We start from the raw sequence: 15813 nt of genomic DNA, 5'->3' as shown, positions 1-15813 counted from the left end.
CAGCGATGAGACGGCATCGCTTCAATTCTGGGAAAGCGGACCAGGCAATGGTCAAGTTGGTCGGAAAGGCCGCAACCGGAATTCCCGGCTTGGATGCTGTGACCGGCGGCGGCTTTCAACGGGGACGCCTGTTCTTGCTGGAAGGCAATCCGGGCACCGGAAAGACAACGATTGCGTGCCAGTTCCTGCTTGAAGGGTTGCAAGCGGGTGAGAAAGGCCTCTACATAACATTGTCGGAGACGGAAGAGGAACTTCGGGCAACTTCCGCGTCTCATGGCTGGGATTTCGGCGATAGCGTTGAGATTTTCGAGTTATTGCCGCCTGAAAACATCCTCGACGAGAACCAGCAACAGAGCCTTCTCTATTCTTCCGATCTCGAACTCGGCGAGACGACACAGCGGATCTTCGAGGCTGTCGAGCGCGTGCAGCCGGACCGGATCGTGCTCGACAGCTTGTCGGAAATCCGCCTTCTTGCACAAAGCTCGCTTCGTTACCGCAGGCAGATCCTCGCTCTCAAACACTATTTCGCCGGCTATGACACGACAGTGTTAATGCTCGACGATCTGACAACCGACACGTTGGACAAGACGGTCCATAGCGTCGCCCATGCCGTGATCCGTCTGGAGGAGCTGACGCTCGCTTATGGGGCTGACCGCCGCCGCTTGCGCGTCCTCAAGTATCGCGGGCAGCGATATCGTGGCGGCTACCACGATTTTGTCATCGAGACCGGCGGCGTCAGCGTCTTTCCCCGTCTCGTTTCGTCCGAGCACATGACCGAGTTCCAGCGGACCGTGCTTCAGACCGAAAGCAAGGAGTTGAACACCTTGCTCGGAGGCGGGATCGAACGAGGGTCGAGCACGCTGATCTCAGGACCGTCAGGCACTGGAAAGACTATTCTCGCAATCTCTTTCATTGCCGCCGCGATCAAACGTGGCGAATGCGCGGCCATGTTCATTTTCGACGAGGAATTGGGTCTCTTGTTCTACCGGGCAAAGGCCCTTGGCTTCGACCTGGAAGCCATGATCCGCTCAGGGAAGTTGGTCGTCGAACAAGTCGATGCGGCCTCTTTGTCGCCTGGGGAATTCTCTCATCACGTGCGCCGGTGGATCGAACAGGATGCGGCGCGTACCGTGGTCATCGATGGTTTGAACGGATATCAGGCTGCGATGCCTGAAGAACGGTCGCTGCTTTTGCACATGCATGAATTGCTGCAATATCTGAACCGGCAAGGCGCCACGACTTTTTTGACGATCGCGCAGCACGGTCTGGTCGGGGATCTGTATTCGCCGGTTGATGTTACCTATCTGGCCGATGCGGTCATTGTGCTGCGCTATTTCGAGGCCGCGGGGCGGGTGCGGCGGGCGATATCGGTGGCAAAAAAGCGTACAAGCTCCCACGAAGACACGATTCGGGAGTATCGCATCGATAAACGCGGCATCACCCTCGGGGAACCCCTCGTCGAATTCAATGGCATATTACGGGGCGATCCGTCCTTTGTGGGCGGCAAGCCGTCTTTGCTCAATGAACAAACGTAAATGCTGTGCATCAGTTCTCCAAACGCGCGCTGATCTTGGCCCCAATAGGGCGGGACTCCGCCGTGGCCGCGTCGTTGTTGACCGAGGCGGGGATCGACGTGCAGCCCTGTGCGGATCTTCCTAACCTTGTCGCCGAGTTGCAGGACGGCGCCGGGTTCGCGGTGGTGGCCGAGGAAGCATTGCGAGGCGCGGATACGAGAAGTCTTTCTGCTTTTATCGAATGCCAGCCCGAATGGTCAGACTTCCCGTTCATTCTTTTGACGTTTCGCGGGGGCGGCCTGGAACGAAATCCTTCAGCAAAGCGACTGCTCGACATGCTCGGCAACGTCACCTTTCTTGAGCGACCGTTCCATCCGACCACCTTCGTCAGCTTGGCGCAAGCGGCCCTGCGAAGCCGCAGGAGGCAATACGAAGCTCGCGCCAGACTCGTGGCGCTTCGCAAGGCCGAGGAAGAGCTGCAACTGGCCTTATCAGCCGGGAAGCTCGGTGCCTGGACCCTCGAAGTTCCGAGCCGCCGCCTCATGGCGTCGCCGCAATGCAAGGCGATTTTTGGACGCACCGCGGACGCTGCCTTTTCTTTTGACGATCTGGTTGCCTCCCTGCACCCCGACGACCGTGATGCCGCATTTCGTGCGGCAAGCACAGGGCTCGACACCGGCTCCGATTACGATGGCGAATATCGCTGCGTTTGGCCTGACGGATCGGTGCATTGGATCGCCGTGCGAGGCAGACCGGTCTTCTTCGATCACGAAAAGCGGGCACATCGTATAACCGGCGTGTCCAGTGACATCACCGCTCGAAAACAATCAGAAGAGAGCTTGCTCGATAGCGAGCGAGAGCTTCGCCAGCTTGCCGACTCGATCCCCACCTTATGCTGGATGGCAGAACCGGATGGCGATGTCGTTTGGTATAATGAACGATGGTATTCCTACACGGGGAGCAAGCCGGAAGACGTGAAAGGATGGGGCTGGAAATCGCTTCATGATCCGGCCGCCCTGCCACTAGTGCTCGAGAGATGGGAAAAAAGCCTGCGAAGCGGAGAGCCCTTCGAAATGGTTTTCCCCTTGCGGGATGCCAATGGATGGTTCCGCTCCTTTTTGACCCGCGTTGTTCCCGTACGGGACAGCAGCGGTCAGATCACGCGCTGGTTTGGCAGCAATACCGACATCTCTCAGCAGCAAGAGGTGGAGGCCGCTCTTCGAGACCTCGCCGCGCAGCTTGAGCGGCGGGTGGATGAGCGGACGCGGGAACGCGAGGAAGCCCTGCAGAAGCTGCACGAGGTGCGCAAGATCGAAGTCATCGGTCAACTCACGGGTGGCGTAGCCCATGACTTCAACAACCTCTTGATGCCTATTCTAGCCGGCCTCGAAATGCTGCAGCGCAGGTATCCTGACGACGAGCGCACGCAGAGATTGATCGGGATGGCGCTTCAAGGAGCAGAACGCTCGCGCACGCTGATCTCGCGACTTCTTTCCTTCGCCCGGCGGCAGAATCTGGAGGCGCGCCCTGTCGACGTTGGGGATCTCGTGAATGGCATGATGGACCTCATGCTCCGGACGCTCGGCCCACAAATCGATATCCACCTGAAAATCGCCGAAGGGCTTCCGGCGGCAAGCGTGGACCCAAATCAGTTTGAGCTTGCGCTTCTCAATCTGGCTGTGAATTCGCGCGACGCGATGCCCGACGGCGGCCGAATCATCATCGAGATCTCGCTTGAAACCGTACAGAACGACAGCAAGGACTTGAAAAGCGGCGCATACATTCGTGTAGCGGTGACCGACACGGGTTATGGGATGGATGAAGCTACGCTGCAACACGCCATCGAACCCTTCTATTCAACAAAAGGCGTTGGCAAGGGCACCGGCCTTGGCCTCTCAATGGTTTATGGGCTTGCGGCGCAGTCCGGGGGGATGCTGAGACTAGCAAGCCGCTCCGGGGAGGGAACGACGGCCGAACTTTTGCTTCCCTCTACGGCAAGCGTCGCTGGCGCCATCAAGGATTCCGCAGACGAGACGCTCTCGCGGGGACGTCCGCTGTCCATTCTTCTCGTTGACGACGAGGAGCTCGCTCGCAAAAGCGCCGCAGAAATGTTGGCCGATCTCGGTCATTCTGTCACGCAGGCAGGGTCGGCTGAGACTGCGATTGAGTTGCTGGGCGCGCATCAGTTCGATCTCATCGCCACCGATTATTTGATGCCGCGAAGGAACGGGCTCGAGCTTGTCGAAGACGCGAGGTCAATACGGCCCGGGCTTGCAGCCGTCATAATCACCGGTTTTGCGAACATTCCGAAGGAACGCGCCGCAGATTTGGTCGTGCTTTCCAAACCATTCCGCCAAACCGAGCTTGCCCGCGCCCTCGCTGATGCTTGGGGCAAGGAGGCTCTCCTGGCTGATAACAAGGCTGGAGCCGATTCGATTTGGGCCGGCACGTATGTCAGGCTTGAGCGCGAAGGCATTTTCCAGCGCCGTCTGCCCATCATGCGCTTCGCCAACGATCTCCAACGCAGGGTTCTGCCGTCAAAGCGACTTCATGCCAGCCAGAACGACGGAATGTTTGGGAGTTCGGGATCATAGCGGCACCACGATGAAAAGCGTGCACCCGTGCCCTGGAGACGACTCGACCTCAAGGGTGCCGGAAACCAAAGAGAGACGTTCGCGGATGCCTAACAGGCCGAGGCGTCGCGCTGGCGCGCCGTGTTGATCGCGCTCGCCGGGCGAAAAGCCGCGTCCGTTGTCTTCTATGATCAGGCGAACCTCCTTCTCGTTTGCCTCTAGAAGCACGGCAACCCGCGTTGCCTCTGCATGCTTCGCAATGTTGGTAATGGCCTCCTGCACTACTCGGTAGAGTGTTGTCTCAACCGTGGGATCAAGCCGCCTTTCGATGGACGGCAGGCGCAGATCGAATTGCATGTTCAAACGCTCGCCCCAGGTCTCCACCAGATGGCGAATGGCGGTCTCCAAGCCGAGATCGTCGAGCGCCGTGGGCCGGATTTCCCAGGCGAGCCGGTTTACTTCCGAGCCGAAGCTATTGGCCAGCGCCTTCAGCGCGCTGAGCTGGCGGCTGATCCTATCGCTCTCGGGCAGAGTATGCCCGAGATTGTCAAGGCCAAGCTGTAGAAGCGTAAGCGTCTGTCCGAGGCTATCATGCAATTCACGCGCAATCCTGCGCCGCTCGGCCTCCTGCTCTTCAACCGTGGACCGGAGCACCTGCGACAGCTCAGTCTCGACCAGAGCGCGCTGCCGGGCCTCCTCCTTGAGTTCGGCGGCAACCGCCTGCCATTGTTCGAGGCGGCGGTCGAGTTCAGCGCTCAGCGCTTCCTGTTTGCTTCGAGCCTCCTCGCGTTCGCGGGAAAGCTGATCGATGCGCCGCAGAATCACCTCCATGAGCGAGAGGCGCAAGATCTTTGCGGCCTCCACATCGACGCTCCGCCAAGGATGAGAATGCAGCTGGACCGACTCCTTCCAGGCGGCAAAGCTCTTGCGCGGCGATATGTGCTGACCTCCGTTGACGGTTTCGACGGGTTTGTTGGGATCGCCGGCCCAGATAACGGTGCGCAGCGCTTCCGGTCTGAACCAGAGCACGTAATCCCTCGGCATCTTCGAAACCGAAAGCGCGATAAGGCCGCTGGCGACGTCGGCAAACTCAGCGGCGGGCGGATAGAGCAGTGGCAGCCTGTCCGTATGAAAGACGCCTGCGGTAACCGTTTCGTTCAGCCAGGCGACCAACGCCGCCACCTGCTTTTTGCGCGGCGTGCAGCCAAGTCTCGTATAGTGGTCATCCAGCCACAATCCAACGCCTTCAGCGGGGATGTAATCGAGCAGGTTCGGCCGATAACGGGTAAGACCTTCGGCCATTCCCGCCACGCCGCTCATGTGAGTAACGAGATCTTCGTGGATGCGCTTGCTTCGAAGCTGCGCCTCGAACTCCTCGGCACCGACCTTGGTTTCGAGCCTCGAAGAGGCCATTTGCGCAAACAGCTCACAGGCCATCCGCAGGCGATGAGAGATGAAGCGGGGCTCACGATGATGACATGCGATCAGCCCCCAAAGCCGCCCTCCCAGTACGATCGAGAGCGACATCGATGCCACCACGCCCATATTCGCCAGATACGCCAGATGCATCGGCGAGACGCTGCGGATCCGGCTGTGGCTCAGGTCGAGCGGCTCAGCGTTTCGGGTGTCGTCCATAGCCAGGATCGGCGCGGGCGTGTAGCGGGCATCGGGGATTAGTCGCAGCCAGTTCGTCAGGTAAAGTTGGCGCGCCTGCCGGGGAATGTCGGAGGCGGGATAGTGGAGCCCCAGAAAAGACTCCATCCCTTCGCTCCGCGACTCTGCTTCGACGCATCCGCTGTCGTCCTGCAGAAAGCGATAGACCATGACGCGGTCGAAGCCCGACACGCGGTGCATCTCGACGGCGAGAGCCTGACAGAAGGCATGCGTGCTTTCAGCCTCTTGGACGCGCGCCAGCATGGTCTGCACCATCGCCAAGGTGTCCTCGGGGCTCTCCTCCAATATGGGTTCCAACTCCAGCACGACATGGCTGCCGCTGCGATAGACAAACGTGTCGATCGTCATCTCATCGTGCTTGCCGATAATACCGAAGGCATGCACTGGCCGTATCAACGAGCCTTCAGTATGCAGCAACGTTCTCAGGCGCGATATGCGGTCGCCGGCGACACAATCGGACAGATTTTGGCCAAGCAACTCGATAGGCTCGGCGCCGAGCATCCGACCAGTGTCCCCGCCCGCCTGAAGGATCTGAAGATCCTCGGGGTCGATAGCCAGCAAAGCGCCATGGGGCTGGATCGATCCCGGTATATGGATCGGCTCGCGGTCGCAGTTCGATATATCGGCTCCAAACGCGGGAGCGTTGCCGCTTGAGTCACCGTTTGTGTCAAGGCCGCCCTCGCCACTCATTGCCTTTTGTCTGGAACGCATAAAGTTCTGTCTCGGAAGAGCGGCGGCGAAAACCTTTTGCAAGCGCCTGCGGGCATGGGACTAAGTTTCGCTACCCTCGCAATCCTTGCGTTGCGTCAACATTATCGTCTTTTGGAGCGCTGGTCATTAATCTCATCTCCCAGCCGTCAGGATTATGACCCGGCAAAAGGTAAGACACCAAAAATATGGCGGCGAATCGTGACAAATGTCTCGCTAAACTCCTCCAAATAATCAACGAAATCTTCGGAAAACCTCACAAACAGCCGTCGCACACGAGCTGTTTTACAGGTGCCTTGACTTCGATATGAAGCGGAACGCGAGGCTGATCAGCTTGCGGCAAGCCAGCCTTTCTCGATCGCATATCCCACCAAACCGACCCGGTTGTCCAAGCCGAGCTTATCCATTGCTCGCGCCTTGTAAGTCTCTACGCTCCTGACGCTGATGGTCAGGATATTTGCGATCGCCTTATTGCTGTGCCCCACCGAGGCGAAGCGCAGCACTTCCACTTCGCGCTCGCTGAGATCGGCTCCTGCCGTCGCGTTCTCGGAAGGGCTATCAAGTGTCCGATCGACAGCGTGCGCGGCGATTGATGGATCGAGATACATACCGCCTGAAGCAACAGCATGAATTGCTCGAAGCAGATCATCGGTAACCGAGCGCTTTAGCACGTAACCGGCGGCACCAACTTCGATCAGCTTGCGCAAGTACGCGCGATCTTCATGCACGGTCAACACAACGACCTTGCAATCCGGAAGCTGAGCTAGCAACTGCCGTGTGACCTCCACGCCGTTGAGCCCAGGCATGGACAAATCGAGCACCATCATGGCGGGCTTAAGCCCTATAGCCATTCGAAGTGTTGTTTCTCCGTCTCGCGCCTCGCCGACGATTTCCACATCTGGATCGCGATCAAGTACTGAACGAACGCCAGCGAGCACTACGGGATGATCGTCGGCGATAAAAACGCGCAAGCGGCGAAGCTCGGTCATAGCGGTACCCTGATTCACAAGTGCAAAGCCGACCTGGAGCAGACACAACCTAGAGCGTACTCCACGCAAGTTCTTCAGGCGACATGGCAAGTTGCCGCCATGCGACATGAACGCGCTAGAGGCCCATCACGCTGTCTCGCGAGATTGCCGATGCGCGCATTCACAGCACGACCGGCGAAAGCCCCGCACGCTTTGCGTAAGGCGAGGCCGCCGCGCTGGAGCTGGCCGTTATCGTCCGCCGCTCCGGGCGGCGCGCGCCTTCATAAACGAGAATGCCTCCCAAATCTGCATGAATCGCGATCAGCGCTGTAAGTGGTTACACCCCGCCCGTCAGTATAAATACGTACGCGCGCCGCGTATAATTCTACTACACGCGTATGTATTAATACGCACTACGAATCTATAGATGTTGGATAAACTACGGTTGTGTCGCCGTGACACAGTATTAATGCGTCAACTCGAATTGACACATCTCATCGTATGCCTATGCTGACACTGCTAAGGCACCACTCTTATTTCGTGCCGTTAGCGCAGCCCAACGTGCGGGTTCAGCACGAGCAATCTTTATTGGAGATAACTATGGCAGACCCAAATAAGGTCTATCCGACCGGTCTCACCCTGGCGGAAGCCGAGGAACTGCACGGCTACGTGATCAACGGCACGCGTACTTTCGGCGCCATCGCGGTTCTCGCGCATGTGCTTGCCTACGCCTTCACGCCTTGGCTTCATTAACCTAATCTCAAAGGAGAACTACACATGGCCGATATTGATGGACAAGCCAAGATCTGGCTCGTTGTGAAACCTGAGGTCGGGTTGCTGTGGCTTCTTGGCGGCGTCGCTTTTACAGCGGTGCTCGTGCATGCAGTCCTGCTGGCAAACACGAAGTGGTTTCCGAACTACATCGAGGGCAAGGCGAAAGTGGCGATCGAACACGTCATTCCGCACGCTTAGTAATTCGTCGCACATTGTTATATCGCCGTAGGAGAAGATGGTGTTCCATCTTCTTCAGCGATTTCAGTGGCACACCTTCGTGCAGGTTCAGCACGAATACTTTGGAGGTACCATCATGGCAGATCCAAAAAAAGTTTACCCGACCGGTTTGACCTTGGCTGAAGCTGAGGAACTGCACGGCTACGTGATCAACGGCACGCGCGTCTTCGGCGCTATCGCTGTCATCGCTCACGTTCTTGCCTATGTCTACACACCTTGGCTCCACTAAACCTGTAAGAAGGAGAAGACACATGGCCGATACCGATGGACAAGCCGCCATCTGGCTTTACGTACGCCCCTCGCTCGGAATCCCGCATTTCCTGGGCGCCGTCGCCATCATCGCGCTGGTGGTGCACTTGGGAGTTCTGGGCCACACCACGTTGCTCAAGAAGTACTTCGGCGGCGAAAAGCTGAAGGCTGCTTCGATCAGCTACGTTCTGCCGAGCCACTCGTAAGCGCAGGCCTGAAGTTCGCGCCTTGGAGATAGCTTCAAGGCCGAGCCTTCCCGCGTGCAGCCGCCTCAACGCGGCCTGTGCGCGGGATACGCGCTCTGGGCTGGCGGGGCGACATCGGGGCGACTTGCTTTCTGATATGTGTCCCCTCTGACGTTTCGCCTTACGCTTCGTCTGCACGACTTGCAATATCAAGCGTTCTACTGGCTTGGGAAGAGTGCCTCCGCGCATCTATTGGAGCCGTAACAGACACTCCAGCGCCGTAATGCGTATTAGCAGAAGCGGTGCAAGCCTACGCTGATTTAGATATATATATTTTCAATTATGACTGGCTTTATATTACGCAATTCACTGCGTGTATGTGGATAATACTGACAAGAGTTGGTGTTTTTCATTCTTGTACAGCCGATAAGAATGACTTAAGCTCTGAGCATGACAGCACTGCGTAGTGTTGATCGCGCTCTGAACTTCCTTATGCAGCGTGTTGGAACGTAAGAATAAGGATGCGGTTCCAACACGATGCTTGATCAATCTTCGAGGAATTAAGATTATGGCAGATCCGGTGAAAGTCTACCCAAGTGGCCTTACGCTTGCGGAAGCCGAGGAGTTGCACAGCTACGTTCTAAACGGCACGCGGACCTTTGGTGCGATCGCTCTATTTGCGCACTTTCTCGCTTACGCTTTTACGCCCTGGCTTCACTGAAGAGATAGTTCTAACGGGTTGCGTTGCTCGACTGCGGTGATTGTGCGTGCGGGAGTTTGGACCACTCGATATGGGTCAAAAAGACCTGCGCGGCGGATTCTGAAGGTTGCTGCCGCGCTGTCGTCGTCCGTCTCGTCCCAAGTCAAGCAGTATCTTCCTTTGCACCAGGAAACATCCTGGTGCCGAATTGAAGTACGTAGTTCAGCCATATACGTACTCCAAGCCCGGGCTCCTAACGGGCATTTACCTGCGCACAGACGATCAGCCACGTCTGTGCGCAGTTCTTTTTTTGGCCTCAAGGACGGCGCACATTGTGTGACCTTCTGATTAAGTATAATATATACACTCGTAATTATTATGATGCGACAAAATAAATAATTGAACAATGTGCATTAAAACAGTTCATATAGACGAACACAGTCACGGGCGCTAACCTCTAATATGAAAGGCTTACTACTATGGGGTTATTTGGAACAATCATCGGACTTTTTCTCATGTTGACGGGCCTTCCCTTCTTGGCTGCGGGTCTTGGCTCCGAAAATATGCTGTCAGATCTCCAAGGAATGAAGCTATATGAGACAGCCTTCGGTGCCGCGCTCATGATTGCTGGCTTTGTAATTGGAAAATTCTGGAGTCTGAAGGTAAAGCCGAAGCGCACGGTAATAGAGTAAAGTCGACGCGACGAGATAAATATACTTAGCCCGTGGACTCATAACGGTCGTGCACCAAAGGCGCGTCGCGATGATCAACCGCGGTGCCGGTAAGGCCAGAGACCTCCATCTCCATCAGCCGCTCGGCGGTAAAACTGATCATCTCGCGCAGGATGTCGGCGTCGGGCGTCTTCTCAGGCAGCGTGTGGAAGCTCATGATGTCGTCGGTCAGCGGCAGTTCCCCGGTTGCGTTGGTGTCGCAACCCGATCCTACCGGTGAGGCGCCGATGATCGCCGCAAGACGCTGCCGTACGCGCCAGCGTGCGGACAATCCGCCGTCAGGCTAATCGCGAGAAGGCCCTGCCGGCCGGCACGATGCGATACCGTGCAAAACCGGTCGCTCTCTGCCCGCAAATGTGTGTATCCTAGTGGAGCGAATTTGAGATTTGAGTCCCGGTTGCAGCTAGCTCTCGCTCAAATGTCAAATCCAAAAGCTCCACTAAACCGGAGCGAAATGCAGATTTTGAGTAAGCATCCGGTGAGGGCCGCAGCGTGAGCGCTTGCGGTTGATGACTACGCCGCCAGTTGCAAGCCGGGCTGCTTCCATTCCCAGGGCAGCAGCTCATGGAGTCGGCTTTGCGGCTGGCCTGCGATGCGGGCGAGCACATCGGCCAGCCAAGCCATCGGATCGATGCCGTTGAGTTTGGCCGTCATGATCATCGTCATCATAAAGGCGGCCCGGTCGGCGCCGCGATCTGAACCGGCGAAGAGCCACGACTTTCTTCCGAGCGCAAAACCTCTCAGCGCTCGTTCGGCCGAGTTGTTGCTCAGGCAGATGCGGCCGTCGCCAAGGAAAGCGGCGAACCGATCCCAGCGCTTGAGCAGATAATCGATGGGCCTGGCGACGGAAGCCGAGCGCGACAATCGCGAGCGCTCCTCGCCAAGCGAGGTTTTCAGATCGGCCAGAAGCGGCGCGCTTTGCTTCTGGCGCACGCGCAGGCGCTCGCTGGCGGGAAGGCCGTTGATGGAGCGCTCGATGTCGAACAGCGCGTCGATGCGCTTGACCGCTTCCAGCGCAATCGGGGAGATGGCCGGCGCCTGTTTGCCGCGCTTCGCGTTGGCGGCGATGTCAGCCAGTTCGAAGAACTGGCGCCTGGCGTGCGCCCAGCACAGCGCCGAGACGATGGCGCCTTTTTCGCGCGCCGGATCGTAAAGCCCGTTATAGCCGCTATAGGCGTCGGCCTGCAAAATGCCGGCGAAGTCTCGAAGATGGCTCTCGGGATGCTCCTGCCTTCGGTCTCGCGAAGCGTAGTAAAGCGCGGCCGGCGGCGCGGTCCCGCCAAAAGGGCGATCGTCTCTGACATAGGTCCAGATGCGGCCGGTGACTGTCTTGCCTTTCGCCAGGATCGGCACCGTCGTGTCGTCGCCAAACAACCGTTCGGCCGAAAGAACATGGGCCTCGATCAGCGCCTGGAGCGGTTGCAGCGCCGCCATGCAGGACCCAACCTGATCGGCCAGCGTCGAGACGGAAAGTTCGACGCCTTCGCGCGCATACCGCTCGCTTTGCCGGTTGAGAGGCTGGTGCTGGCCGAACTTCTCGAACAAGATCATGGCCAAAAGGCCCGGCCCGGCAAAACCGCGCGGCGTTGCATGAAAGGGCGCCGGCGGTTGCGCGATCGCCTCGCAGCACCGGCAGGAGAACTTCTCGCGCACCGTTTGGATGACTTTCCAGCGGCGCGGAACAACCTCGAGCGTCTCGGTGACGTCCTCGCCGAGCTTCGACAGCTTCGTCGAGCCGCAAGACGGACAACATGTCGGCGCCGGGAGCACCACGCGCTCGCGCGGCAGATGCGCCGGGAAAGGCTTGCGCGATGGATGCTTGCGCGTAGAGGATGGCGTGCCTTGCGTCCGGGCTGTGGCTGTCTCGGCGAGAAGCTCGTCCTCGGCCGCGGCTGTCTCCAGCTCTTCGAGCTGAAGCTCCATCTGCTCCAGGAGCCGCGCCTTGTGCTCCGAGCGGCTACCGTAAAGCACCCGCCGCAGCTTCTCGATCTCGAGCCTCAGATGAGCGATCAGCGCGTCCGTGCTGGATGTCGCCGCGCGAGCGCGAGCCGCAACGGCCTCGGCGGAAAGGCGGGCGGCGCGCTCGGCGAGGATCATCGCATGCGCGGCGGCAAGGTCGGAAGGAAGAGCGTCAAGCGGCGTGGTCACCCGACAAGAGAATCATGGTTCGCCAACGTTTTCAAAGGCAAACCGTCAGCCAACCGAAGTCGGTCTCCAGGTTTTTTGCGGATTGCGCCAATCGATCCCGGAGAGCAGATAGCCAAGCTGCGCGGGCGAAATCGAGATCGCGCCGTCAGCCGGGCTCGGCCACAAGAACCGGCCTTTCTCCAGACGCTTCGTAAAAAAGGCAGGCGCCCTGGCCGTCATGCCAGATCACCTTCAGAAGATCGCCCCGGCGGCCGCGAAAGCAAAACAGATGGCCGCTCAAAGGATCGCGCTGCAAAACCTCCTGGACCTGCAAGGACAGCGACGGGAAGCCCCTGCGCATATCGGTGTGACCCGTCGCCAGCCACACCCGCACGCCGGTCGGAACCGGGATCATGGTCTCCTCCCGTCGGCAATATCGAGAATGCGCTTCAACGCGCCCATGTCGGCGCCGGGGCCAACCCGCACGCGCCGCCCGTTCAAAAGCTCGATCTCGATGCGATTATCGGCGGCGGGCGCGTCACTGGCGCTGTGATCGTAGATCGTGTCGCGGCTCTTCCCTGGCGCCGTCAGAGAGACCGGCAGGAATGCCGGTGCGGGCTCTGGCTTCTCGTCGTTCTTGGCCAGCTTCCGCCAACGAAACAGAAGGCTTGGCTTGATCCCATGCCTGCGGGCGACCGCTGACACATTCACGCCGGGCTGCAAAGCCTCGGCGATGATCGCCTGCTTCTCGTCCTCGCTCCAGCGGCGCCGGGTATCAGCAACTACGGAATACCGGCGGGCAAAAGTATCTCCAGACATAGGCACGGGCATAGCTCCTGTCGCGACAAGCGTCACAGACAAGACCTGTCTCTTACACGCCCCGCAAGGCGGCCCTCAGCGGAGGCTTACGATTTTGAGGAGGCTGTTAAGGCTGTAAATTGTTGATTTTAATGGCGTCCCCAACAGGATTAATCTGGTGCTCTACCCTGCTAAGCTACGAGGACCGTAGCCTCATTAGAGCGCGGTTCGACAGAAGGTCAAGCCTCTACAATATGATAGATCAAATAGTATGGGGGCGTCTCGAGTTGTAGTCGAGGCGCTAGGCTTCGATGATCCGGCGCGCCTGCTTCAGGCTTCCGAACAGGTGTTCGTTCAGGCATTCGTCGCGAAGACGCCCGATGAAGCTCTCTGCAAACCCATTCTGCATCGGCTTGCCGGGCGCGATGTAATGCCAGTCGACCCGGCGCGCCTCCTGCCATTTCAGGATCGCGTTCGAGGTCAGCTCTGTGCCGTTGTCGCTGACGACGAGGTAGGGATAGCTGCGAAGCTACGCAATGCGGTCGAGTTCACGTGCGACGCCGACGCCGGAGAACGAGACATCGGTGACGAGCGCGAGGCATCCCGGTTGAAGGTATCGATCACTGCCAGAATGCGAAAGCGCCGGCTGTCGATCAGCGCGTCCGACACGAAGTCAGTGACCAGCGCTGGTTGATCCCTTGCGGAACCGCCAGCGGCGCCCGCGTTCCCGGAGCCCGCTTGCGACCTCCGCGCTTTCTCGTGGTCAGGCGCTCCTCCTTGTAGATAGAGCTTCTTGCGGTTGAGCTCGGGGTACGGCGTTGCGTCGGAGGATCAAACTGTGGGGACAAAGGCGGCTGATGCTGCACGGCTCGGTGATCGACGTCCGGCGGCTAGGGTTTAGGCAGCGGTCTCAGCCTATCCGCCGATGCGCTCGAATCCCAAGTGATCGTTTTAATCTGGACGCGACGGTTGATGCCGCCCAGCGGCCTCACGGGGTCCTTAAGCTCACGCATACCGCGACCTTCCGCGACAAGCCTGTTGGCGGCGACGGCGTGGAAATCCCTCAGCCTAGCTGCTACTGCGTTCGCGCGACGTTGTGAGAGCCCCAGATTGTATCCGTCGCCGCCCCGCGCATCCGTGTGGCCGATAATCATAAAGCGGCTCCTGGCCAAGCGCGGATCGTTCAAGGCGCGGCCCAAGGTATCAACGGTGATCTGCGCGTCGCTCATAGTAAGCGCGGACTGATCGTATTCGAAATTCACGACGAGATCGATGTTGGGCGCCTGCTCTTCTCCGATTTCAGGTCCTTCGATCGCAATGCCACGGTTGAGCGGGGTATAGCTGCGCACGAGCGGTCTGGTGGGGGGAGCGTTCTTGGGCTGCAGAGCCTTCACAATAGTCTCGGCATCTATTGTTTCGGGATATTGAGCGAAGGCTGTCGCCACCCTGAAGCAGACCAAGGCTCCAACAATCAGCATAATGGCGCTGCAGTGACCTAGGGCGCACCTTGCTGTGCATCGCAAATTTGCCATGACCTGCTCCGCCTAAGATGTTTAATCCCAGATTTTGATGGTGCATTATTCTCCCTCGGCTGGAAGGATGCGCTATAGGACAAATTCTTCATGGGAGCGCCACAACGACTGAGGCGGTCCGTCGAGCGATACAGCATAGTCAAGAGAGCTTGAGGGCCCTGGCCAAGCGCTACGGCATCAACCCGAAGACGGTCTCGAAATGGAAGAAGCGCTCATCCGTCGCCGATGTGCCGACTGGACCGAAAGAGCCGAAATCCACGGTTCTGTCGGTCGAGGAAGAGGCGATAATCGTCGCCTTCCGCAAGCATACGCTCTTGCCGCTCGACGATTGCCTCTATGCGCTACAGGCGACGATACCGCATCTGACTCGCTCGTCGCTGCATCGCTGTCTTCAACGCCACGGTATTTCTCGGCTGCCGGACGTCGAAGGCGACAAGCCCGCCAGGAAGAAGTTCAAGTCCTATCCGATCGGCTATTTTCATGTCGACATAGCCGAAGTGCAGACGGCCGAAGGCAAGCTCTATCTCTACGTCGCCATTGACCGCACGAGCAAATTCGCCTTCGTGCAACTCGTCAAAAAGACCGGCAGGACGTCCGCTTCAGCCTTCCTCGTCGCCCTGATAGAGGCAGTTCCCTACAAGATTCACACGGTGCTCACCGACAACGGCATCCAGTTCACGTTTCCGCCGCGTTATGCCGATGGACCAACGGCCAGATACATGACGCACATGTTCGACATGCGATGCAGCGAGAACGGCATTGAGCACCGCCTCACCAAGGTCAAGCATCCCTGGACAAACGGCCAGGTCGAGCGAATGAACCGGACGATCAAGGAGGCGACGGTCAAACGCTATCACTACGACCGTCACGAGCAGCTCGAAACCCACCTATCGGACTTCATCAACGCCTATAACTTTGCTCGCCGACTAAAGACCCTCAAAGGCCTCACGCCTTATGAGTTCATCTGTAAATGCTGGACGAATGAGCCGGAAAGATTCAAGATCGATCCAATCCATCAAATGCCGGGACTGAACATCTAGGTG

16 protein-coding genes and 1 pseudogene are annotated in these 15813 nt (G+C 58.4%); 8 read left to right on the top strand and 9 right to left on the bottom strand.

The window, feature by feature from the left end:
- Positions 1–47 precede the first annotated feature (47 nt).
- Both RVAN_RS07590 and RVAN_RS18855 read left to right on the top strand, forming a co-directional pair.
- Positions 48–1535: an ATPase domain-containing protein gene (locus RVAN_RS07590; RefSeq protein WP_013419161.1), complete on the top strand. Its 1488-nt coding sequence runs from the start codon at positions 48–50 to the stop codon at positions 1533–1535.
- Between the two features lie 62 nt (positions 1536–1597).
- Positions 1598–4108, top strand: a complete 2511-nt coding sequence (locus RVAN_RS18855; protein ID WP_013419160.1) for a hybrid sensor histidine kinase/response regulator — start codon at positions 1598–1600, stop codon at positions 4106–4108.
- Here RVAN_RS18855 and RVAN_RS07580 read toward each other — a convergent pair.
- Together RVAN_RS07580 and RVAN_RS07575 are read right to left on the bottom strand one after the other, a co-directional pair.
- A complete protein-coding gene (locus tag RVAN_RS07580) occupies positions 4103–6451 on the bottom strand; it encodes a GAF domain-containing protein (protein WP_049779264.1) in 2349 nt (782 codons plus the stop codon). The genes RVAN_RS18855 and RVAN_RS07580 overlap by 6 nt on opposite strands.
- 347 nt (positions 6452–6798) lie before the next feature.
- Positions 6799–7458 carry a response regulator transcription factor gene (locus RVAN_RS07575; protein WP_013419158.1) on the bottom strand — a complete coding sequence of 220 codons (660 nt, stop codon included), beginning with the start codon at positions 7456–7458 and terminating at the stop codon, positions 6799–6801.
- 579 nt (positions 7459–8037) lie between these two features.
- Here RVAN_RS07575 and pufB (RVAN_RS07570) point away from each other — a divergent pair.
- The 5 genes from pufB (RVAN_RS07570) to pufB (RVAN_RS19600) all read left to right on the top strand — a co-directional run bounded on the left by pufB (RVAN_RS07570) (position 8038) and on the right by pufB (RVAN_RS19600) (position 9603).
- Positions 8038–8190: a light-harvesting antenna LH1, beta subunit gene (gene pufB, locus RVAN_RS07570; RefSeq protein ID WP_013419157.1), complete on the top strand. Its 153-nt coding sequence runs from the start codon at positions 8038–8040 to the stop codon at positions 8188–8190.
- A gap of 24 nt (positions 8191–8214) precedes the next feature.
- The gene (locus RVAN_RS07565; protein ID WP_013419156.1) at positions 8215–8409 is read left to right on the top strand and encodes a light-harvesting protein; all 195 of its coding nucleotides are present in this window, start codon (positions 8215–8217) and stop codon (positions 8407–8409) included.
- 112 nt (positions 8410–8521) lie between these two features.
- Positions 8522–8677, top strand: coding sequence for a light-harvesting antenna LH1, beta subunit (gene pufB / locus RVAN_RS07560; protein ID WP_155942554.1), 156 nt, complete (start codon positions 8522–8524; stop codon positions 8675–8677).
- 22 nt (positions 8678–8699) lie between these two features.
- Positions 8700–8903 (top strand): light-harvesting protein, encoded by a 204-nt coding sequence (locus tag RVAN_RS07555; protein WP_013419154.1) that lies wholly within the window; start codon positions 8700–8702, stop codon positions 8901–8903.
- 547 nt (positions 8904–9450) lie between these two features.
- Positions 9451–9603, top strand: a complete 153-nt coding sequence (pufB, locus tag RVAN_RS19600) for a light-harvesting antenna LH1, beta subunit (RefSeq protein WP_013419153.1) — start codon at positions 9451–9453, stop codon at positions 9601–9603.
- Between the two features lie 696 nt (positions 9604–10299).
- Here the strand turns inward: pufB (RVAN_RS19600) and RVAN_RS18850 are convergent.
- The 7 genes and pseudogenes from RVAN_RS18850 to RVAN_RS07520 form a co-directional block, all read right to left on the bottom strand.
- Positions 10300–10584, bottom strand: coding sequence for a hypothetical protein (locus tag RVAN_RS18850; RefSeq protein WP_013419151.1), 285 nt, complete (start codon positions 10582–10584; stop codon positions 10300–10302).
- Positions 10585–10826: 242 nt separating this feature from the next.
- Positions 10827–12410: an IS66 family transposase gene (gene tnpC / locus RVAN_RS07540; protein WP_013418084.1), complete on the bottom strand. Its 1584-nt coding sequence runs from the start codon at positions 12408–12410 to the stop codon at positions 10827–10829.
- Between the two features lie 96 nt (positions 12411–12506).
- A complete protein-coding gene (gene tnpB / locus RVAN_RS21125) occupies positions 12507–12680 on the bottom strand; it encodes an IS66 family insertion sequence element accessory protein TnpB (RefSeq protein ID WP_425337400.1) in 174 nt (57 codons plus the stop codon).
- Positions 12607–12855, bottom strand: a complete 249-nt coding sequence (gene tnpB, locus RVAN_RS07535) for an IS66 family insertion sequence element accessory protein TnpB (RefSeq protein ID WP_425337399.1) — start codon at positions 12853–12855, stop codon at positions 12607–12609. Before tnpB (RVAN_RS07535) ends, tnpB (RVAN_RS21125) begins: the two co-directional genes overlap by 74 nt.
- Complete coding sequence (gene tnpA, locus RVAN_RS20995; RefSeq protein ID WP_041787200.1) at positions 12852–13259, bottom strand: IS66-like element accessory protein TnpA; 408 nt, start codon at positions 13257–13259, stop codon at positions 12852–12854. Before tnpA ends, tnpB (RVAN_RS07535) begins: the two co-directional genes overlap by 4 nt.
- A 283-nt stretch (positions 13260–13542) precedes the next feature.
- Positions 13543–14023, bottom strand: a pseudogene (locus RVAN_RS19595) (integrase core domain-containing protein); the annotation flags it as partial.
- Between the two features lie 105 nt (positions 14024–14128).
- Positions 14129–14716, bottom strand: coding sequence for an OmpA family protein (locus tag RVAN_RS07520; protein ID WP_049779262.1), 588 nt, complete (start codon positions 14714–14716; stop codon positions 14129–14131).
- A 128-nt stretch (positions 14717–14844) separates the two neighbouring features.
- Here RVAN_RS07520 and RVAN_RS07515 point away from each other — a divergent pair, with 128 nt between their 5' ends.
- Positions 14845–15810, top strand: a complete 966-nt coding sequence (locus tag RVAN_RS07515) for an IS481 family transposase (protein WP_041787352.1) — start codon at positions 14845–14847, stop codon at positions 15808–15810.
- Positions 15811–15813: the final 3 nt, after the last annotated feature.

This window comes from Rhodomicrobium vannielii ATCC 17100, from assembly GCF_000166055.1.
Classification (GTDB): Bacteria; Pseudomonadota; Alphaproteobacteria; order Rhizobiales; family Rhodomicrobiaceae; genus Rhodomicrobium; species Rhodomicrobium vannielii.
This window is presented reverse-complemented; position numbering and strand designations above follow the sequence as displayed.